21 protein-coding genes are annotated in these 18,604 nt (G+C 47.4%); 15 read left to right on the top strand and 6 right to left on the bottom strand.

The window, feature by feature from the left end; all coding sequences use genetic code 11:
• Window positions 1–50: 50 nt before the first annotated feature.
• On the bottom strand, window positions 51–1,592 hold the full coding sequence (amyS, locus tag ACHA8N_RS08305) for an alpha-amylase (RefSeq protein WP_393965407.1): 1,542 nt from the start codon (window positions 1,590–1,592) through the stop codon (window positions 51–53).
• Window positions 1,593–1,924: 332 nt separating this feature from the next.
• Between amyS and ACHA8N_RS08300 the strand changes: the two genes are divergently transcribed.
• A complete protein-coding gene (locus ACHA8N_RS08300) occupies window positions 1,925–2,746 on the top strand; it encodes an endonuclease I family protein (protein ID WP_393965406.1) in 822 nt (273 codons plus the stop codon).
• A 217-nt stretch (window positions 2,747–2,963) separates the two neighbouring features.
• The gene (locus ACHA8N_RS08295) at window positions 2,964–3,518 is read left to right on the top strand and encodes a YdcF family protein (protein ID WP_393965405.1); all 555 of its coding nucleotides are present in this window, start codon (window positions 2,964–2,966) and stop codon (window positions 3,516–3,518) included.
• Between the two features lie 40 nt (window positions 3,519–3,558).
• On the opposite strand, the gene ACHA8N_RS08290 is transcribed toward ACHA8N_RS08295, so the two are convergent.
• On the bottom strand, window positions 3,559–4,101 hold the full coding sequence (locus ACHA8N_RS08290; protein WP_393965404.1) for a hypothetical protein: 543 nt from the start codon (window positions 4,099–4,101) through the stop codon (window positions 3,559–3,561).
• 131 nt (window positions 4,102–4,232) lie between these two features.
• Entirely contained in the window at window positions 4,233–4,403 is a 171-nt protein-coding gene (gene ytzI / locus ACHA8N_RS08285; protein ID WP_393965403.1) for a YtzI protein, read from the bottom strand.
• Between the two features lie 123 nt (window positions 4,404–4,526).
• Here ytzI and ACHA8N_RS08280 point away from each other — a divergent pair, with 123 nt between their 5' ends.
• Window positions 4,527–5,630, top strand: a complete 1,104-nt coding sequence (locus ACHA8N_RS08280) for a PP2C family protein-serine/threonine phosphatase (protein ID WP_393965402.1) — start codon at window positions 4,527–4,529, stop codon at window positions 5,628–5,630.
• Window positions 5,631–5,739: 109 nt separating this feature from the next.
• Here ACHA8N_RS08280 and ACHA8N_RS08275 read toward each other — a convergent pair whose 3' ends face one another.
• A complete protein-coding gene (locus tag ACHA8N_RS08275; RefSeq protein ID WP_147512350.1) occupies window positions 5,740–6,675 on the bottom strand; it encodes a magnesium transporter CorA family protein in 936 nt (311 codons plus the stop codon).
• Window positions 6,676–6,796: 121 nt separating this feature from the next.
• Between ACHA8N_RS08275 and ACHA8N_RS08270 the strand changes: the two genes are divergently transcribed.
• Window positions 6,797–7,165: an Hpt domain-containing protein gene (locus ACHA8N_RS08270; RefSeq protein ID WP_147512351.1), complete on the top strand. Its 369-nt coding sequence runs from the start codon at window positions 6,797–6,799 to the stop codon at window positions 7,163–7,165.
• 81 nt (window positions 7,166–7,246) lie between these two features.
• Here the strand turns inward: ACHA8N_RS08270 and ACHA8N_RS08265 are convergent, their stop codons facing one another.
• Window positions 7,247–8,125 (bottom strand): chemotaxis protein CheV, encoded by an 879-nt coding sequence (locus tag ACHA8N_RS08265; RefSeq protein ID WP_147512352.1) that lies wholly within the window; start codon window positions 8,123–8,125, stop codon window positions 7,247–7,249.
• Window positions 8,126–8,340: 215 nt separating this feature from the next.
• On the opposite strand from ACHA8N_RS08265, the gene ACHA8N_RS08260 reads away from it, so the two are divergent.
• The 11 genes from ACHA8N_RS08260 to ACHA8N_RS08210 all read left to right on the top strand — a co-directional run bounded on the left by ACHA8N_RS08260 (window position 8,341) and on the right by ACHA8N_RS08210 (window position 17,851).
• Complete coding sequence (locus ACHA8N_RS08260; RefSeq protein WP_393965401.1) at window positions 8,341–9,780, top strand: NADP-dependent glyceraldehyde-3-phosphate dehydrogenase; 1,440 nt, start codon at window positions 8,341–8,343, stop codon at window positions 9,778–9,780.
• Between the two features lie 171 nt (window positions 9,781–9,951).
• A complete protein-coding gene (locus tag ACHA8N_RS08255; protein ID WP_393965400.1) occupies window positions 9,952–10,926 on the top strand; it encodes an MBL fold metallo-hydrolase in 975 nt (324 codons plus the stop codon).
• Window positions 10,923–11,681, top strand: a complete 759-nt coding sequence (locus tag ACHA8N_RS08250; protein ID WP_393965399.1) for an SDR family NAD(P)-dependent oxidoreductase — start codon at window positions 10,923–10,925, stop codon at window positions 11,679–11,681. The genes ACHA8N_RS08255 and ACHA8N_RS08250 overlap by 4 nt, the downstream gene beginning before the upstream one ends.
• Window positions 11,682–11,697: 16 nt before the next feature.
• Window positions 11,698–12,894, top strand: a complete 1,197-nt coding sequence (locus tag ACHA8N_RS08245) for an ABC transporter substrate-binding protein (RefSeq protein WP_393965398.1) — start codon at window positions 11,698–11,700, stop codon at window positions 12,892–12,894.
• Window positions 12,881–13,645: an ABC transporter permease gene (locus ACHA8N_RS08240; RefSeq protein WP_393965397.1), complete on the top strand. Its 765-nt coding sequence runs from the start codon at window positions 12,881–12,883 to the stop codon at window positions 13,643–13,645. The genes ACHA8N_RS08245 and ACHA8N_RS08240 overlap by 14 nt, the downstream gene beginning before the upstream one ends.
• On the top strand, window positions 13,642–14,424 hold the full coding sequence (locus ACHA8N_RS08235) for an ABC transporter permease subunit (RefSeq protein WP_393965396.1): 783 nt from the start codon (window positions 13,642–13,644) through the stop codon (window positions 14,422–14,424). Before ACHA8N_RS08240 ends, ACHA8N_RS08235 begins: the two co-directional genes overlap by 4 nt.
• Window positions 14,360–15,250 carry an ABC transporter ATP-binding protein gene (locus ACHA8N_RS08230; protein ID WP_393965395.1) on the top strand — a complete coding sequence of 297 codons (891 nt, stop codon included), beginning with the start codon at window positions 14,360–14,362 and terminating at the stop codon, window positions 15,248–15,250. The genes ACHA8N_RS08235 and ACHA8N_RS08230 overlap by 65 nt, the downstream gene beginning before the upstream one ends.
• Window position 15,251: 1 nt before the next feature.
• Entirely contained in the window at window positions 15,252–15,833 is a 582-nt protein-coding gene (locus ACHA8N_RS08225) for a CDP-alcohol phosphatidyltransferase family protein (protein WP_028106692.1), read from the top strand.
• Window positions 15,830–16,417, top strand: coding sequence for an NUDIX hydrolase (locus tag ACHA8N_RS08220; protein ID WP_393965394.1), 588 nt, complete (start codon window positions 15,830–15,832; stop codon window positions 16,415–16,417). The genes ACHA8N_RS08225 and ACHA8N_RS08220 overlap by 4 nt, the downstream gene beginning before the upstream one ends.
• Window positions 16,418–16,557: 140 nt before the next feature.
• Window positions 16,558–17,094 carry a PadR family transcriptional regulator gene (locus tag ACHA8N_RS08215; protein ID WP_147512360.1) on the top strand — a complete coding sequence of 179 codons (537 nt, stop codon included), beginning with the start codon at window positions 16,558–16,560 and terminating at the stop codon, window positions 17,092–17,094.
• A gap of 133 nt (window positions 17,095–17,227) precedes the next feature.
• On the top strand, window positions 17,228–17,851 hold the full coding sequence (locus ACHA8N_RS08210) for a hypothetical protein (protein WP_147512361.1): 624 nt from the start codon (window positions 17,228–17,230) through the stop codon (window positions 17,849–17,851).
• An 80-nt stretch (window positions 17,852–17,931) separates the two neighbouring features.
• Here ACHA8N_RS08210 and ACHA8N_RS08205 read toward each other — a convergent pair whose 3' ends face one another.
• Window positions 17,932–18,588 carry a type 1 glutamine amidotransferase domain-containing protein gene (locus ACHA8N_RS08205; protein WP_147512362.1) on the bottom strand — a complete coding sequence of 219 codons (657 nt, stop codon included), beginning with the start codon at window positions 18,586–18,588 and terminating at the stop codon, window positions 17,932–17,934.
• Between the last annotated feature and the right edge of the window lie 16 nt (window positions 18,589–18,604).

Genomic DNA, 18,604 nt, shown 5'->3' with positions numbered 1-18,604 from the left:
TTATGGTCCCTGAAAATCGGCTTTTATCATGCTTTTTTTTGATTAGGTCATTACTGTTGCCGGTAAACGGAGACGGATCCGCCATTGACGAAGAACTGACCGTAACCGTCTTGGTTAATCGTGACAGATGCCGAGTTGTTGCCGGTGATATCTGTCCAAACCTCACCTTTGTTTTGTGTTCCGACGTACATCCACTTGCTGCCGCCCGGTCCATCGGAAAGGATGGTCGCGAGACCTGATTTTGCGCGATCCGTTACCCCTTCGCGTGTCCAACCGATGACATCGGCATTGTCGAGATAATCGTTTTGTTTTCCATAGGCAAAGTCTTTCCGGGCTTTTAAGAGGGGATCGATTTTAGAGCCCAGTGCTGGAATTTCCCGAGTTGAAGCACCTTTTGTCCCGTAGTAATCCCCGTAAAAGACCGACGGATACCCTTGTTCACGCGTTAAGATCATTGCGTAAGCGAGCGGTTTGAACCAAGGCTGGACCGTTGATTCGAGCGATTGACCGGGTTGTGAATCGTGGTTTTCGACAAGTGTGACGGCAAGCGTCGGATTGTCTTGGACGACAGTTCCGTTAAAGATTGTCCGCATGTCATAATACCCGCCACCTTTACTCGCCTGCTCGAACTTGTAATGCAGTGGGGCATCGAAGACCGACTGCTGATAGTTCGTCCGGCTGAGATAGTTTTTCAGCGTGCCGAGGTCATTTTGCCAGTATTCGGCTACCGTAAATAACGGTTTGCCGGTTGTTTGCCGGACGTTGGCAAGCCAATCCGCGAGATAACCGTGTTTAATATGTTTGACGGCATCGAGTCGGAATCCGTCGAGACCAAGCTCATTGACGTACCATTTACCCCAGTTCTTCATTTCCTGTTGGACTTCCGGATGATCAAAATCGACATCAGCATACATTAAGTAATCATAATTCCCATTTTCCGTGGATACATCGGTATCCCAGGCTTTTCCTGTCCCCCGGAACTTATAGATGGCACTTTTGGAACGTGACTGATCCCAGTCTGTTCCGTCAAAGTGATACCACTTCCACTTGAAGTTCGAATACGCATTGTTACGTGTGGCGAAATTAAAGCCGGTCCAAGCTTGAATCTGATAATCTCCCGAAATTTCCTGATTGCGGTTGCCGCCGTTGACTTCAACAGCTGTCACCGATTCCGTGAAATCAGCGCCGCCTTTATGGTTCATGACGACATCACCATAGACATCAATCCCGGCCGTATGCAGTTGATTGATGGCCGATTTCAGCTGTGCTTTCGTTCCATATTTGGTCCGGACAGTTCCTTTTTGATTAAATTCCCCGAGATCGTACAAATCATACGCACCGTATCCGACATCATTTTGACTCGTTCCTTTGTAAGCGGGTGGAATCCAGACCGAGGTAATCCCGAGCTGATCCAGTTTCGTCGTGTCACTGCTCAAGCGGTTCCAATGGTTGCCGTCGTTTGGCAAGTACCATTCAAAGTACTGCATCATCGTTCCATTGTCCGCCGTCGCTCCGACTGCAATCGGTTGCACAAGTGGCGCTAAAAAAGTAGCTGTCGCAAGTGTTGCGACAATCAAGCGTTTTTGTTTCATGAAAGAACCTCCTATGAGTTTATGAAAGCGTTTGCATTTCTAGTATATCAACTAGACGGCGCCGGTGTATCAACCGCTGCGCTTATTTGCAAACATCTTGTTTTCGTGACTTTTGACCCTAGAATATTTTTTTGGATGAAGAATGATTGCGAAATTGATCTGATATTGAGAAAAAAACAGGACCTTCTGACTCTTGAACATCGGAGTGAATTTTGATTCAGTTTAAGGTCGTGAATTTAAAGGTCTTTTGTCCAGCTTCTCAGATCCGAAACGAGGTGTGAAAATGAGGATGTAACGCCAGCACGTACATATGCGATCAAGGGGGAAACAGTATGAATTGGAAGTCGAAAATCAGTGGTGCGCTTGTCGCGGCACTGGCACTTGGGTCAATTTCGTTTACACCAGTCATTGCTAAAACAGAACCAACCAAAATTGTTGCCGGACCACAGATGGTCACGTCACAATCAACGATCGATACTTATTATTTACCAGCGTCAGGAAAAACCGGAGCAGCGTTAAAGGCATCGTTACACGACATCATCGATAACCATACACAAGTGTCGTATGATACTGTCTGGACAGCCCTCAAGGAAACAGACCAAGATCCAAACAATGCGAATAACGTCATTGAACTCTATACCGGTAAATCGATTGCGAAAAGTAATAACGGTGGGAACGTTGGTCAATGGAACCGGGAGCATGTCTGGGCAAAATCACACGGGGACTTCGGAACAAGTAACGGGCCGGGAACAGACTTACACCACCTTCGTCCGGAAGATGTTGTCGTCAACAGTGCACGGGGAAATCTTGATTTTGACAACGGCGGGACGAAGTATGCCGGTTGTGACTGTTACCGCGATGGTGATTCTTGGGAGCCTCCGACACGTGTCAAAGGCGACATCGCGCGGATGATCTTCTACATGGCGGTTCGCTATGAAGGCGGCGGTGAAATCGATTTGGAAGCATCAGAAAATGTCAGCAACGGTACAAATCCACTCCATGGCAAACTCTCGACGTTAAAAGCATGGAACAAGCTGGACCCGGTCGATGCGATCGAAAAAAGACGGAACGATCTCATCTTCGAGAAATGGCAAAAAAACCGGAATCCCTTCATCGATCATCCGGAATACGTGACGTCAATTTGGGGAAATTGAATCAACGGTATGAATGCGAGATACATCCCATACTTTCGGGATGTATCTTTTTTGTCGGTCATCCAAATGAAGACTTCTTTTAAGAAACCAGTCATGAAACCTTTTTCGTCGACGGGCGTATATACAGAAGTGTAAAAATGATGAAAGATCAAAAAAGTGATCGGCACTGAGGGGAACGTTGTTGAAGATGAATCGTATGAAATTTCGTGTAAAGCGTATGTATAAAGTTGGTTTCGGTATCATCTCGATGCTGGTCGTGTTTTGGTTCAGCATGGGTGTGTTCGTCGCTAAAGGAGAACGACCGTTGGCAAATGGAAAACATCCGTATGTCATCGTGCTCGGAGCCGGTGTCAAAGGAGAGACTCCGTCGTTGATTTTAAGTAACCGGATTGAAGCGGCAGCCCGTTACGGCAAACAGTTTCCGGATACGACATTCATTTTGAGTGGCGGGCAAGGGGAAGGTGAGGCGATTTCCGAAGCCGAAGCGATGCGACGGGGAATGATTGAAGCGGGTATTGCCGAGAATCGTTTGCTACTCGAAGATCAATCAACGTCAACTACGGAAAACCTGACATTTTCGAAACGGTTGTTACCGGAATCTGAAACCCGTGTTTCAATCGTCACGTCAGATTTTCATTTGTATCGGGCACGAAAGGAAGCCGAGCAGATGAACTTAACAACCGATGCGATTCCGGCTGAGACGCCACTGTCGGGTGTATTGCGTTACGGGATGCGCGAACGTATCGCGATCATCGTGAAGTATTTTCAATGAAAAAACACCTTCACAGTTGAACTGTGAAGGTGTCAGTCACTTATTTATTTTGCTGTGAATCGTTTTGCTGTGAACCGCTTTGTTGTGTATTTTTAGGTTGATGCTCAGCTTGGGCTTCTTCTTTCCCGAGCGCGACGTCTTTGGCTTCGACCACTTTAGTGCTGATCGAATTGAGATCACCTTTTGCTTCGTTCACTGTGTCTTTCACAGACGAAGCATCCGTTTTGACCGTCTCGAGTTCCGTATTGACTTTGTCATAGACGTTTTGAACGTCTGATGCGACTTCTTGAATGATGCTTGAAGCACTCTTCACTTGGTTGATGACTTGTGACGCTTTACCTGACGGATCTTCCTTAATCGATGACGCGAGCGTCGATACGGAGTCTTTAGCACCTCGCAGGCTTTGCTTCGTATTTTGACGGCTAGAAGAGCTGAGTAACGTCAGGAGACCACCGACGACTGCACCTAGCAGCATTCCTGTAAGTAAACTGACTTGACGACCAGATGAAGTTTCCTGATCGAACTGGCGATTCGGGTTTTCGGCATGTACAGCATGTGGATCGTTTGGTAAGTTTGGTTGCATGATTGACACTCCCCTAAATTATGATTTGATCATGATAGGAATATACCCTTATCTCATAACTAAAAACATGCATTTGTAATACAACAAAAAGACCATCCAATGATATGATGGTCTGAGACGGTCTGATTGTCTTACGGTCGCTGCTCGTCATCGTGTTTTTCAGTTAATTTACGGTTGATTTCATCGTAATCGATTTCGATGTCATCTTTATTGCCTTTGTATCCGTAACCTTTTGAAATCACGAGAATTGAAGCGAACAGGACGAAGACGATGATTAGAATGGAGACAACATAAAGCCACATGATCCATTCCCCCTTTCATTCTTTATTTAGTATGACGGAAAAAGCGCCGTTCGTCTAAACGAAAATGTAAATTATGTGCTAAACTATTTTAAATGAATATGTGGATAGAGTGAGGTGACGGACATGAGTATATTGGTGGTAGACGATGAGTTTACGAATTTAATGATTTTAGAACGCTTGCTTGAGAATGAAGGGTACGATGTAGTCAAGGCAATGAGTGGGGAAGAGGCAATGGAGCTGATGGAAGATCCATTGTTCATGGAGACGCTTGATGTCGTATTACTTGATGTCGAAATGCCGGGAATCAGCGGAATCGATGCGACACGTCTGATTCGAAAACGATTTGGTCTCGACGAACTTCCGATCGTCATCGTATCCGGTAGGTCAAACGAAGAAGATATCGCGGACGGTCTGGATGCCGGTGCATCTGATTATACGACGAAACCGATTCGGAAAACGGAACTGCTTGCCCGTGTCCGTAATGCGATGTCGCTTAAACAGGCCATTGACGCCCGAAAACGTTACGAAAAAGCATTGCAAGAAGACTTTGATTTAGCTCAAAAGCTTCAACAAAGTGTCTTGAGTGCAAATATTGAGGACGAAGATATTCGGATTATGGCGACATACATCCCTTCCAAAAAATTGGCGGGGGATATGTATGCCTGGTACCGGATTTCTCCTCAGAAATACGGCATTATTTTATTTGACGTGATGGGACATGGTGTATCGTCCGCCTTAATCACGATGGGAATGAGTTCGATTTTATTTGAACTCGTTCACCGCATCGGGGATCCGGCAAAAGTGCTCGAAGAATTAAATAAGCAGATGAGTCGGCTGTTTCCTGGAGATGAGACGGAGATCTATTTTACGGCCGTCTACTTGTATATTGAACTCGACGAAATGAAACTTAGTTACGCCAATGCGGGACACCCACCCGGTTTATTACGGATGGGCAATCAAATCATTCCGCTTGAGAACACAGGGCTTCCGGTTGGGATGTTCGAGGATTCCGAGTATACGAGCCATACGATTGACCTCGTTTCGCCTGGATGTGTCTACTTGTATACAGATGGTTTCATGGAATTGTACAGCAAAGGAATTGATGAGGGGATCAGCGCGATTCGTGAATTGATCCAGCAACAAGGGCCGGGCATTCACCAGCTCATTCAACCGGATCAGAGCGATGATGCGGACGATTTATGTCTCGTCACGGTTGAAATCAATTAAAGAAAAAACCACTCACCTTCAAGAGTCGTTTAGATGGGATGTAGAGCGGACAGCTGTCCGTTCTTCCATTTCTGCGAACGTCTCGAAAAGCGGGTGGTTTTTTTGTTTGCTAGAAGAATCGCCGGCGCCATAAAATAAAGGCAGCTAAACCGGAAAAGAAAATCATCATGCCGAAGACGATCCAAAATCCGATGACTTCGCCTTCCCACGGGACGTGGACGTTCATCCCGAACATTCCGGAAATCATCGTCGGAATCGAAATGACAATCGTGATGGACGCCAAAAACTTCATGACGAAGTTGACATTGTTCGAGATGACGGAACCAAACGTATCCATCGTCGAACTGATGATGTCTTTGTAGATTTGGGCCATCTCCATCGCTTGACGGTGTTCGACAAAAACATCTTCCAGCAAGTCTTCATCATCCTCATGTTTTTCAAGACTTGGTGTCTTGATGATACGATCGAGGACTCCGTCATTTGACTTTAAAGAAGTCATGAAATAAACAAGCGATTTTTGTAGGTTCATCAATTGAAAGATTTCTTGATTTCGCATCGAACGTTGTAACTCTTCTTCGAGTTCATCCATCCGGCGGTCAATCTGCCGCAAGAACCGGAGATACGAAGAACTGACTTTATATAAGATTTGAAAGACGAACCGTGAGCGGTAGTTCGTCCGGAACGTGCGGAGTTTTCCGCTTGAGAACAAAGTCAACACATCAAGCTGTTGCGAACAGACGGTGATGAAATGTCTCGAAGTTACGATGATACCGAGTGGAATCGTATTATAACGTCGTCCAGATGATTCCTCTTCAATGTAGGGTACATCGACGATCATCAATAACCCTTCATCATCTTTCTCGAAACGAGGTTTTTCCTCGACATCCAGTGGATCGTAAATAAAATCCTCAGGAATTTTTGTGGCAGCGATAACTTGATCGGCTTCGTCTTTTGTCGGATTGACAAGATGAATCCAAGAACCTTTCGTGAATTCTTGAATTTCGTTGACTGCCCCCGTCACATCGCTTCGATAAATCGTCAACATTTGTCTATCCCTCCTGCTCTTCACTTTTTTATTATAGGAACACTATAGAGGGCGTGTAAATGATTCTCAGATTTTTTTTTGAAATGATTAATGATAAAATACAAACAAGGGAGGGAATACGATGCCTTTTTTCAATACAAAAAAATTAGAAGAATTGCGTATGATTGCGGGTGGCGATGAAGTGTTTCTACAAAAAATCGGCGAGACCTATATCGCTCAATTCGATCGCAAGTTTCCAGAATTGAAAGACGCAGTCGCAGCAAATGATGCGGTGCAGACTGAAAAATTGGCTCACTTACTGAAAGGCGCCTCCTATTCCGTTGCAGCGGATGACTTAGCAGATGATTTTGAACTTCTAGAGCGTGAGGCGGAAACTGGTTCGTTAACGACTGCCCCCGATATCTTACACCGGGTCGAGCAATGTATGGTCGATTTCAGGAAAGTGTGGCTGGATGTCTTTCTCGGCAAAAATCCTGATTCGGTCCAATGAAAATAGAGTGAATTCGTTTCCGGCGAATCAGAAAAACCGTCTTCCGAGTGTTCCGGAAAACGGTTTTTTCGTGATCTAAGGTTAAAGGACGTATGTATCCACCGTTTCAATCAGTCGACCGATTTCAGGCTTTGTAATCTGAGCATTGACTCCAACCGAGTCTCCTTTATGACGGAGGTCGTCGGAAATCAGAGACGAGAACACGATAATCGGCAAATCGGTATACCGGTCATCTTCCCGCAGACGTTTTGTCAGATGGAGCCCGTCCATTTTCGGCATCTCGATATCCGTGATCAAGAGGTCACAGTCGCTTCCGGCTTCAAATGCATCTAGAGCATCTTTTCCGTTGATGAACCATTTCAGTCCGTGATAGCCTGCTTCTTCGAGCGTCTCGATGATGAGGGTCCGTAACATTTCCGAGTCTTCCGCAATCCAAATCGTTTTGTTGGACCGGTTACGCGGTAACACACGGCGGCCTTCTTCGCGGGCAAAAATATCTTTTCTTGAAAGTTCAAGTGCGATTTTTTCATAATCGAGCAGGATGATCATTTTATCGCCCGTTTTGACGACACCATTCGTCAAACCTTCGATTCCGCGGGCAAGTTCATTTGGTGTATCGATCTGCTCCCACGAAATACGACGAATTTCGGTAACGGAATCGACGCGTAGAACACTTTTCTCTCCGTTAAATTCACAGATGATCAATCGGTCTTCGGTCGCTTCGTCATGCGCTACGCCGATGACTGTCGGTAAGTCGATCACGGTCATCACTTCACCGCGTAATTCAATTAATCCTTTGACGGCATCCGGCGTTCCCGGTAGTGGGGTCATCGGTAACGGGACGATGATTTCCCGGACTTTCATGACATTGATACCAAACGTATACGGACCACAGTGGAAAATAACAATTTCCAATTCATTTGTTCCGGCTTCTAATAAAATATCGTGTTGATTGTACACGCTATCGAGCTCCTTTCAATCCTGCACTGCACTTCTGACTAGTTATCGGCAGATAACGTAAAAAATTACATATGAAAAAGAATAAAAAAATTGTTGTAATCGCTTTCATATTATGTTAAGCAAAAAGTTTGGCATTTGTCTGACCAATTGATTACAATAAGCTATGCAGCCACACACTGAAGTGAGAGAGAAAAAATAAATGGAGGTCGAGTGGAATGACGACAGCAACAACATACACATACTTATTAGATGGGCAATGGCATGAAAGTGAATCCAATGAAACGATTGAGATTTCTTCTCCCTATAAAGAAGACGTAGTAGGCCGTGTTCAGGCCATGACAAAATCAGAAGTCGACCGTGCAATCGCTTCAGCCAAAACAGCGCAAGCTGCGTGGGCAAAAGTACCGGCCAACAAACGGGCGGAATTACTCCATGCTTGGGCAACTGAACTTGAGAAACGAGCGGATGAAATCGGGCAAGTCATCATGCGTGAAGTCGGTAAAGGACTTGCGGACGGGATCAAGGAAGTAAAACGGACAGCTGAAATCATTCGTTATACAGCGGAAGAAGGTCTTCGTTTTGATGGACAGATGATGCAAGGGGATTCGTTCCCGGGCGGAAGCGCTAAAAAAATCGCTGTCATTAAAAAAGCACCACTCGGCGTCGTACTGGCAATTTCACCGTTTAACTATCCGGTCAACCTGGCAGCGGCGAAACTTGCACCAGCCTTGATGACAGGAAATGCTGTCGTCTTCAAACCGGCGACACAAGGGTCAATCAGCGGTATCTTGATGGTAGAAGCTCTTGTCGCAGCAGGTCTGCCGGCAGGACTCGTCAATCTCGTAACTGGTCGCGGATCGGTCATCGGTGATTATTTGACAGCTCATCCCGGCATCAACATGATTACGTTCACAGGCGGTACGGCGACGGGACAACATCTCTCGCGTCAATCGTCGATGATTCCACTTGTCCTTGAGCTTGGCGGGAAAGACCCGGCCCTCGTTCTTGAGGATGCGGATCTCTCGCTCGCGGCAGATCACATCATCAGCGGTGCGTTTTCGTATTCCGGACAACGGTGTACAGCCATTAAACGTGTATTCGTTCTCGAACCTCAGGCAGACGCGCTCGTCGCAGAACTTTCTGCCCGGATCGCGAAATTGACAGTCGGTTCACCGGAAGATGAAAGTGTTGTCGTCCCATTGATCGATGCGAAGTCAGCTGATTTCGTCGAAGGTCTGATTACGGATGCGAACGAAAAAGGGGCTACGCTCGTCACAGGTGGAAACCGGACAGCGAACTTGATCGAACCAACGTTGTTTGACCATGTCACACGCGATATGCGGATTGCATGGGAAGAACCGTTCGGACCGGTCTTACCAATCATTCGTGTCAACTCGGTCGAAGAGATGATTGCCTTTGCGAATGAATCGGAATACGGTCTTCAAGCAAGTGTCTTTACAGAAAACATCGACGCAGCGTTCAGCGTAGCTGACGCGCTCGAAACCGGTTCGGTTCAAATCAATGGTCGGACGGAACGTGGTCCCGATCACTTCCCGTTCATCGGTGTGAAATCTTCAGGTCTCGGCGTACAAGGCGTCGGACGAAGCTTAGCTTCGATGACACGCGATAAATTAACCGTCCTCAACTTAAAATAAGCAGTAAAACGACCTTTCAATCTGCGGAAAGGTCGTTTTTTTGCATCCAAATGCCGCTTAGGGACGTATGCTGTTTACCTGAATATTCGATGACAGCAGACAAAATTTGCCGCTGTCACTCCTTTCTCTCTATAATGAAGGAAACGATGGAGAGAAAAGAGGGGTTTGCCCATGTCACAAGAAGATGAAATCTTCGTATTACCTATACCGACACCGTTTCCAGTCGGTGATGTGAACTGTTACGTCTTACGGACAAAAACAGAAACAATCCTGATCGATTGTGGTCCGGATACGGAACAGGCTTGGCAGGCTATGCAAAAAGGCTTGGCACACATCGGCTTAACCGTTTCCATGCTCGATAAAGTGATCGTGACGCACCATCATGCGGATCATGCAGGCATGGCGTACCGTTTCTCGGACCAAGGGATTCCGATTTACGGACATGCCCGATTACGTCCATATCTGGAACAAGACGAGACTTTTTTGAGCCAAGGGGACGATTTCTTACAACGTTTGGCGATTTCGTTTGGTGTACCGGAAGAAATCCGGACGCTTCTGCCTAGTTATATGTCCGCCTTGAAATGGCTCGGAAAAGGACGGTTGGATCATGTCTTGCAAGAGGGGGATTCGATTTGTGAGTCCGGTACATACCGAGTCCTCGAGCTACCGGGACATGCGAGTGATCAAATCGGTATTTTAAGTCAATCCGGTGTTCTGTTTGCAGCCGACCATCTGTTGGCCCGAGTCGAACCCAACCCGCTGCTTGAGCAACCGCAGAGCGGCGATACGTCGGACGCGAAACGTCCTGTCTTGGCCTATATGCGTTCGCTTCGGAAATTACAGGGAGAACAGATCGAGATGGCCTACACCGGTCACGGTGAACCGATTCGCGATGTTCCGTCCTTGATTGAAGAACGGTTATTACAACGCAAGGCAAGAGGGGAACAGTTGCTGAAGCACATAGAAGGAGAACAGACACTGTTCGAATTGGCTCGTATGACATACGGAAACCGGTTAAAAAAATCATTTCCGCTTGTCATGAGTGAGATGAAGGCACGTCTCGACTACCTTGTCGCCAGTAGACAGATTACTGTCGTCAAACGAGACGGGATTTTGTATTACGCCAAAAAAGGTGAATCGTTATGAATCTACTGAATAAAGTCGTCGTCTTGACCGGTGCCTCGAGTGGTCTCGGCGAGGCACTTGCGCGTGAACTGAATCGGCACGGGGCAAACTTGATTTTAGTGGCGAGGCGGGAAGATCGGTTACGTCAACTGGCAAAAGACTTGAATGCCGAGTATTTTGTATATGACTTAGAACATTCACCGGAGCTTCTTGCAGAACAGATCGCAGAACGGTATGGCATGATTGATGTACTGATCAACAATGCAGGATTCGGGGAGTTTAGTTTTTTGGAAGATACGACAATCGAGACGATCGAATCGATGACGCGGATTAACGTCCTCAGTCCGATTCGACTGACAAAAGCGTGCCTGCGTCTGTTCCGTCCAAACGGGATGGTCATCAACGTCGCCAGTCAGGCAGGCAAGTTGCCGACACCGAAGTCGACGATCTACTGCATGACGAAGGCCGCCTTGTTGCAGTTCTCAAACGCCTTGCGTCTGGAACTCAAGCCAAAAGGAATGCATGTCATGACCGTCAATCCGGGACCCATCGCAACGGAATTTTTCGTTCGTGCGGATATCAGCCGGAAATACGAAAAAAACGTGGCGAACATTCTCTTATCAAAAGAGAAATTGGCGCAAACAATCGTCCGGGCGATGGGCAAAAAAAAGCGGGAAGTCAACGCTCCTTTCTGGATGGAAGGTTCCGCCAAAGCGTATGCGCTGTTTCCAAGGATGATCGAGTGGTTCGGGAAATCAGGTTTTGATAAAAAATAAAAGGGGATTTTTGCGGATGAGAAAACAAATAATCGGAATAGCGGCAGCGGGTCTCGTACTGGCTGGTTGCGGCAATACTCCGGCAGCGCCGACACAAAATAAAGTACTCGGTTCTTCGTATACGACGATTGAAAAAGAAGCGGCTGACACGACGGTCCGGATGTATATGTGGGGCGGCGATGACGGGATCAATGCCTATATCGATGAGTACCTGACACCCCGCTTGAAAAAAGAGCATCAGATTACACTAGAGCGTGTGCCGATTGAGACAGCAGACATCATTCAAAAGTTACGGGCCGAGAAAAAAGCCGGCAAAGAGACGGGTGTCATCGATGTCATTTGGATCAATGGAGATAACTTCCGAAACGCGAAAAAAGACGGCTTATTGTACGGTGAAATCACGAAGGTGCTGCCGAATATGAAGTACGTGGATCCACAAGCACAAGGTTCAGACAGCGGGACGCCGACTGACGAGCTGGAAGCCGCATGGGGAAAAGTCCAGTATACGTTCCACTACGATCAGGCGAGTGTCGCGAATCCACCAAAAGATCTCAAGACGCTGAAGAGTTGGGTCAAACAGAATCCGGGTAAGTTCACTTATCCGGAAGTAACAGACTTTACGGGAAATGCGTTTGTCCGTCACGTCATGTACGGTGTTGAATCGAAAGAGACGCTACAAGATCCGAAAGCCGATTTCAAGAAAACATGGGCTTATCTGAACGAACTCAAACCGTATTTGTGGAAAGAAGGAAAAACGTATCCGAAGACATTGGCGCAACTGGACCAATTGTATGCGAAAGGCGATGTCTCGTTTACGATGGGCTTCAACGAACGACGGGCGGAGCAAGAAGTGAAAACAGGTACGTTTCCGAAGCAGACACGTCCTTTGATTTTAGAAGAGGGTTCGATTGCCTCGACACACTTTTTGACAATTCCATTTAATGCGCCTAATCCAAACGGTGCTCTCGTGACAATCAATCAACTGTTGTCGGCAGAAGCGCAACTGAAGAAGTTTGATGCGACCTATTGGGGCGACGGAACAAGCCTCGATCTTTCGAAGCTCAATCAGCAGGAACAAGCGGCGTTCGCCGATGTCCCGGCGGCAGCCTCGACGCCGAAGCCGGCTGACTTTAACGGAAAAGTTCGGGCGGAGCTCGACCCGGAACTGTTTGATCTGATCCGGAAGGACTGGCCGGAACGTGTGGCGAGGTAATGCCTGGCCGGCGACACTTCTGATTGCCGGTATGGTGGTGTATGGTCTCTTCGTCAGTCTGTCGATGACGACCTGGAATGACTACAGCCTTCTCGTGTCTGACGCCGTCTTTTGGGAAAGTATCGGCATCAGCCTCTACGTCGCATTGAGCAGTACGGTTTTGTCCGTGCTGGTCGGGGCGATACTTGCGGATTATTTTGCGAGACAAACGGGTTTTACGGAACAACTGTTGGCATTGCCGTTGTTCATCCCGCACCTCGGTGCAGCGTACCTGTCGATTCTGTATTTAAGTGACCTGCCCGTCATCGGACCGCATGAAGCGAATCACCTCAGTATCATCTTGACTTATCTTTATAAGGAAGTGCCGTTCGTCTTCTTTTATCTTCTGCCGGTATATCGACGTCTCGATCACCGTTATGAAGAATTGGGCTTGATGTTAGGTCTGTCGCGGATACGGCGGTTTTGGCACGGAAAAGGTGTGTTTCTGTTATTTCCGATGCTTGAAGCGGCATTCATCGTTTTCGCCTTTACGTTGTTCGCTTACGAGGTGCCGGCGTTACTCGGCGTCACCTATCCGAAGATGATTGGGGTTTACGCCTTTGATTTATACACACAAGGCGATTTATCGAGCCAACCGGCAGCTTTCGCCATCAGTGTCGTACTGACCGTCAGTTTGTTGGTTGTGTTATTGACATTCACGCGTTTCGTCAGACCTTTGACGGAACGGATCAGTAAGGGGCGAGTGGAATGAGGCCAACCCTTGTGAAAAGTCTGTTGATTGGTCTTATCGTCCTGCCTTTGATCGGTGTCATCCCGACGATCTGGACGTGGAACCCGCGTTTACTGGACACGGTGACGACGACCGTCCTGATGATTGTCGCAGTGACGCTGCTGAATCACCTGATTGGCTATGCAGCTGGAAAAGCGATTGCGTTTCGCACCGGCAGATTGATTCGGTTGATGGAACTGTTGATCAGCTTGCCGCTGTTTCTGCCCGTCTTGTTGTTATCGTTCGGCTTGTACCTGACATGGATTCGACTGGGGCTCGCTGATCAATTTTTAGGCGTCTTGTTGGTGTTGCTGTTGCCGACGTTGCCGTACACGATCCGTATCTATACGAACGGATTTCAAGCACTCGGTGAACAGATGATGGAACAGATGATTCTCATCCAACCGAACCGCTTCAAACGGTTCTTTTTCCTGACCGGTCCGATGATGCGGTCATCGTTACAGTCCGTCACCTTACTCGTGACGGTGATTGCGTTAAGTCAGTACGCACTCGTCGCACTGATCGGTGGTGGTGTCGTCCGGATGATCGCCCTCGAAGCCTTTCCGCTCTATACGGGAAATTCGTTGGTTGCGGCGAAAGAAGCGACGATTTGGTTGATTGCTTTACCCTTTTTGATTTATTTTGTTCAACTCATGGTGTTCTCATCGTGGGTTCGACTTGTTCGGAGGCTGTTAGATGGACGTAATGATCCAGCACGTAACGAAGACATTTGGAAAGAAAAAAGTGTTACAAGACATTGATTTGACGATTTCCTCCGGTAAGTGTGTTGCCCTCGTCGGACCAAGCGGTAGCGGGAAAACCACTTTACTCCGTTTGATCGCCGGACTGGAGCGTGTCTCGAGCGGAACGATTCACTTCGGATCGACGGAGATGACACGTGTCGCGCCGAACGAACGGGGCGTCACGATGTTGTTTCAGCGTCCGTTACTGTTCCCGCATCTGACCGTCGGACAAAATGTTCGGTTGGCAATGAAAAAAGGGAGCCGGCAGGATGTGAACGAATGGCTGGAGCGCGTCGGTTTGACCGGGCGGGCGGAGTCATTTGTCCATGAACTGTCCGGCGGAGAGCAACAACGGGCAAGTCTTGCCCGGGCGCTGGCCAGTGAACCAAACTTCCTGTTACTGGACGAACCGTTCTCAAGCCTTGATTTGCCACGGCGCCGGGAACTGCGGACGCTGATCCGACGGCTGACGGAAGCAGAAGGCGTCACGACATTACTTGTGACGCATGACCGGGAAGAAGCGATGGCGATGGCGGATTATGTCTACGTCATGGAACAGGGATGGATTATTGATCAAGGCAATCCGGTCCGGCTGGCGGAGACGAGTCCGTTTTTCGGGGACGGAGTTCATCTGAACGGTGAATGGTACTCCTTGTCCGATGTGAAGTTGGTCTTAAGACCGACGAAGGAAAGTTTTGAACGTGTTACGATTACGAAAGAGCTGATCCAGTACGGCGTCCGATTTTATGAAGTCGAACGCGAAGCAGGGGAGCGTCTGATCGTTCAGACGAGTGAGACGTTTTCTGAAGCAATGACAGCTTATATCGTCAGGAAGGAGGGGTAATATGTTAGATACGCGGGCCAGAAAAGTTGTCCAGCCCCTTTTTGAACAGGTAGCGACCTTATTAAAGAAAATGGGACTTTCAGCGAACCAAGTGACTATCATTTCCGGAATCATCGGGGGTGCAACAGGTTTTTTTGTATACAATGATATGATGGGTATTGCCATTTTACTATTATGGATTTCTGGTATGTTAGACGTCGTGGACGGCACGATGGCGCGGCGTGAGAAAACGACGCCGATCGGAACGATTCTTGATTTGGTGCTCGATCGAATCGTCGAACTGTCCGTCTTGCTTGGACTTGCGCTCCGCTTTCCGGAGACACAAGTCGTCATCTTATTTTTAATCGCTTCCTTTGTGATTGGGATGACGATGTTTCTCGCGATTGGAGCAGTCAGCGAGAATTATGGGTTCAAGTCGTTTCAGTATCAACCGGGATTGGTTGAACGGACGGAAGGCTTCCTCTTTTTGACCGCGATGTTACTGTTCCCAAGTGCAATCATTTGGATTGCGCTCGTCTTTTTAATCGCTGAATTATATACAGTCGGCGAACGGTTTTATCAAGCCTCGAAAGTGTTACGATGAGTGAATCGGAACAGCTGATGGTGGTGGATGAAGCCGGACATCCTTTGTATACGGCAACGCGGCAAGACGTGCATACGCAAGGTCTGTGGCATGAGACGTTTCATTGTTTTGTCATCGACAGCATAAAACAGCAGGTCGTGTTACAGCAACGAGCGGATCAGAAAAAAGACTTTCCCGGGATGCTGGATATCACGGCGGCCGGTCATCTGTTGGCCGGCGAGTCAGTTGCTGACGGAGTCCGGGAACTTGAAGAAGAAATCGGACTCGTCAAGTCTTTTGAAGAACTGTACGGACTTGGTGTGTATCAAGAAGAACTACTCTTACCGGGTTTCATCGATCGGGAACGGATTCATCTTTTCTTGACGGACTCGGTCCAACCACTGAGCGGCTATTCGTTGCAGACGACGGAAGTCCGCCGGCTCCTCGCTTTTTCGTTCGCTGAGTTCGCACGGTTGGCGGAAGAAGAAACGACGGTCTTAACAACGGTCGAAGGTGAAACCATCCAACGCAATCAATTCGTGCCGCATCCGCCCGACTACTGGAAGACGGTTTATGCAGGGATACAAGCTTATGGTGTACGGTGAACGCAACAAAAGGACTGACTAGCGTAGAAAACGCAGCGGTTCTTTTTCTTTTTGACCGAAAGCTAGGCAGAAAGTAGCATAATAAACATTTCTCTGAGATAATTAACAATATATACATTTGATGAAAGAAGGTGCAGCCAGTGGCGTTACGATTTGCATTGCTCGGACTGCTAACTCAGGGAGAAGCGACCGGATACGATTTAAGTACGACGTTCAAAAAACAGATGACGCATTTTTGGACGGCGCATCATACACAAATTTATCGTGAATTATTAAAGATGGAAGACGATCAACTGGTGACAAGTGTCTATATCGTTCAAGAAGACTTACCCGATAAAAAAGTCTATTCGATCACGGAACAAGGACAAACGGCACTTGTTGCCTGGCTGCGGGCGCCGAGTGAATTCAAACCGAAGATGAAGGATGAGAATCTGATGCGGGTGTCTTTGTTGCATTTGCTTCCTCCGGATGAAGCGGTCCTGTACCTGGAAGAGTCCAAACGGCATCATCAGTTTGCGGTTGACTTGATGCGGGTGTGGCGAAAAGATCATCTTGAGAACGGGGCAACACTTGGGGAAACCTTGACGAGTGAATACGGCTTGCGGATGATGTTGAATTATCTCGATTGGTGCGACTGGGCAATCGAAGAAATCAAAAAAAGTCAGACAAATGTTTAAGCGATGTATCCATTTGATCAATCCACTTGTCAGAACAAGGGATTGATCTTTTTGTGTCGTCAAAAGCGCATTCGGATTAGACGTTGTGGTACAGTAAATGAATTGTAATGGGATTAGAGGAGGTAGACAGAACGTGAGTGTATTTACAGATTATGAAGAGTGGTTAGACGAAGTGACGGATGAGATGATTGAACATCAAGTGCATTATGCCGTTGCTGAATTAAAATTAGGTGGAGAAATCGGTGACTATTATGAAGAGTCCGGACTGATTGACCGGTTTGTCACACAACAGATGGTCTGGTTATCGTTCGAAGAAATGGAGCAGATTTTAGACGAAGCAGGAGAGCTTAATCTTGAAATCGTAGCGGACGAAGCAGAATCAGATGTGCAACGGTCACAAGTCAAACAGATTTTGAAGCAATCGATCAAACAGCAGCTGGTGTTGAAGTCGCAACCGTTCGTCGTAAAGCGACTTGAACAATTGCGTCAGGAGCATCCGTCTGTCAAAGATCAGTTTGAAGAAGTCCAGTTGGCGTATGTTCAAGTCGATCGTCTCTTGAAGTCGGGTCCGGAACCGACGATCATTCCAAAACGGTGGTACCGGCGGGAACGCGTCATTCCCCGTGCCTTTACTCCAGCGGAACAAACGAGTTTGGAGCAGGAACATCTCGAGCTGACACCACAATATAAAACACAAAAACAGAAGTTAGAGGAACTAAGCCTTGAAATCGCAGCGTATGAGCGGGTTTTACAATAAATCAGATTTTTCGGCAGACAACACAACAACCCCCTTTTCGATGAGAACATCGGAAAGGGGGTTTCGTGTACAGTATTGGTTTAGACAGTTGCCAGTTTAGCGATCACGAGTTTTGCAACGGCTTCGCTTGATGCAGGATTTTGACCTGTGATGACATTACCGTCGATGACAGCAAATTCTTTTCCTGCATCTGAAGTCAGGAACGTTGCGCCTTCACCGCGTAATGTTGTTTCAAGCAAGAACGGGACTTTGTCTTCGAGTCCTGTTGATTTTTCCTCTTCATCCGTAAAACCGTTGATTTGACGACCTGATACGAACGGTTTTCCATCAATCGTGACATGTGCAAAAGCAGCGGGACCATGGCAAACTGATGCAACGATGCCGTCTTTTTTGACCATCGCTTCGATAGCGCCTGCGACGAGCGGGTTGTTCGGGAAGTCAACGACTGCACCGTGGCCGCCCGGGAAATAGACAGCATCAAACGAAGCAGCCTCTACATCAGCAAGCGGTGTCGTGTCGTGTAATGCACGGCGTGCTTCTTGGAATTTAGGTAGAATTTCTTTGACCATTGATGCTTTATCGATCGGAACGTCGCCGCCTTTAACAGAAACGACCGTGACGTCATGACCAGCTTCTTTAAACAGATTAAACGGTGCAGCAAATTCTTCAAACCATAATCCTGTTTTGTGACCATTCATTTCGTCGGCACTTGTAGATACGATTAAAATTTTTGACATAAAAAAACTCCTCCTC

The sequence above is a fragment of the Exiguobacterium sp. S22-S28 genome (genome assembly GCF_043359615.1).
GTDB lineage: Bacteria > Bacillota > Bacilli > Exiguobacteriales > Exiguobacteriaceae > Exiguobacterium_A.
The sequence above is the reverse complement of the archived record's forward strand: the minus strand, read 5'-3'. Positions and strand labels throughout refer to the sequence as shown.

Excerpts from the sequence above, each read along its gene's own strand:
- ACHA8N_RS08205 (WP_147512362.1), bottom strand. The coding sequence starts at position 18,588 with ATGTCAAAAATTTTAATCGTATCTACAAGTGCCGACGAAATGAATGGT.
- ACHA8N_RS08295 (WP_393965405.1), top strand. The coding sequence starts at position 2,964 with ATGTATAAAGTTGGTTTCGGTATCATCTCGATGCTGGTCGTGTTTTGG.
- ACHA8N_RS08250 (WP_393965399.1), top strand. The coding sequence starts at position 10,923 with ATGAATCTACTGAATAAAGTCGTCGTCTTGACCGGTGCCTCGAGTGGT.
- ACHA8N_RS08275 (WP_147512350.1), bottom strand. The coding sequence starts at position 6,675 with ATGTTGACGATTTATCGAAGCGATGTGACGGGGGCAGTCAACGAAATT.
- ACHA8N_RS08270 (WP_147512351.1), top strand. The coding sequence starts at position 6,797 with ATGCCTTTTTTCAATACAAAAAAATTAGAAGAATTGCGTATGATTGCG.
- ACHA8N_RS08235 (WP_393965396.1), top strand. The coding sequence starts at position 13,642 with ATGAGGCCAACCCTTGTGAAAAGTCTGTTGATTGGTCTTATCGTCCTG.
- ACHA8N_RS08300 (WP_393965406.1), top strand. The coding sequence starts at position 1,925 with ATGAATTGGAAGTCGAAAATCAGTGGTGCGCTTGTCGCGGCACTGGCA.
- ytzI (WP_393965403.1), bottom strand. The coding sequence starts at position 4,403 with ATGTGGCTTTATGTTGTCTCCATTCTAATCATCGTCTTCGTCCTGTTC.
- ACHA8N_RS08230 (WP_393965395.1), top strand. The coding sequence starts at position 14,360 with ATGGACGTAATGATCCAGCACGTAACGAAGACATTTGGAAAGAAAAAA.
- amyS (WP_393965407.1), bottom strand. The coding sequence starts at position 1,592 with ATGAAACAAAAACGCTTGATTGTCGCAACACTTGCGACAGCTACTTTT.
- ACHA8N_RS08245 (WP_393965398.1), top strand. The coding sequence starts at position 11,698 with ATGAGAAAACAAATAATCGGAATAGCGGCAGCGGGTCTCGTACTGGCT.
- ACHA8N_RS08225 (WP_028106692.1), top strand. The coding sequence starts at position 15,252 with ATGTTAGATACGCGGGCCAGAAAAGTTGTCCAGCCCCTTTTTGAACAG.
- ACHA8N_RS08290 (WP_393965404.1), bottom strand. The coding sequence starts at position 4,101 with ATGCAACCAAACTTACCAAACGATCCACATGCTGTACATGCCGAAAAC.
- ACHA8N_RS08260 (WP_393965401.1), top strand. The coding sequence starts at position 8,341 with ATGACGACAGCAACAACATACACATACTTATTAGATGGGCAATGGCAT.
- ACHA8N_RS08220 (WP_393965394.1), top strand. The coding sequence starts at position 15,830 with ATGAGTGAATCGGAACAGCTGATGGTGGTGGATGAAGCCGGACATCCT.
- ACHA8N_RS08255 (WP_393965400.1), top strand. The coding sequence starts at position 9,952 with ATGTCACAAGAAGATGAAATCTTCGTATTACCTATACCGACACCGTTT.
- ACHA8N_RS08280 (WP_393965402.1), top strand. The coding sequence starts at position 4,527 with ATGAGTATATTGGTGGTAGACGATGAGTTTACGAATTTAATGATTTTA.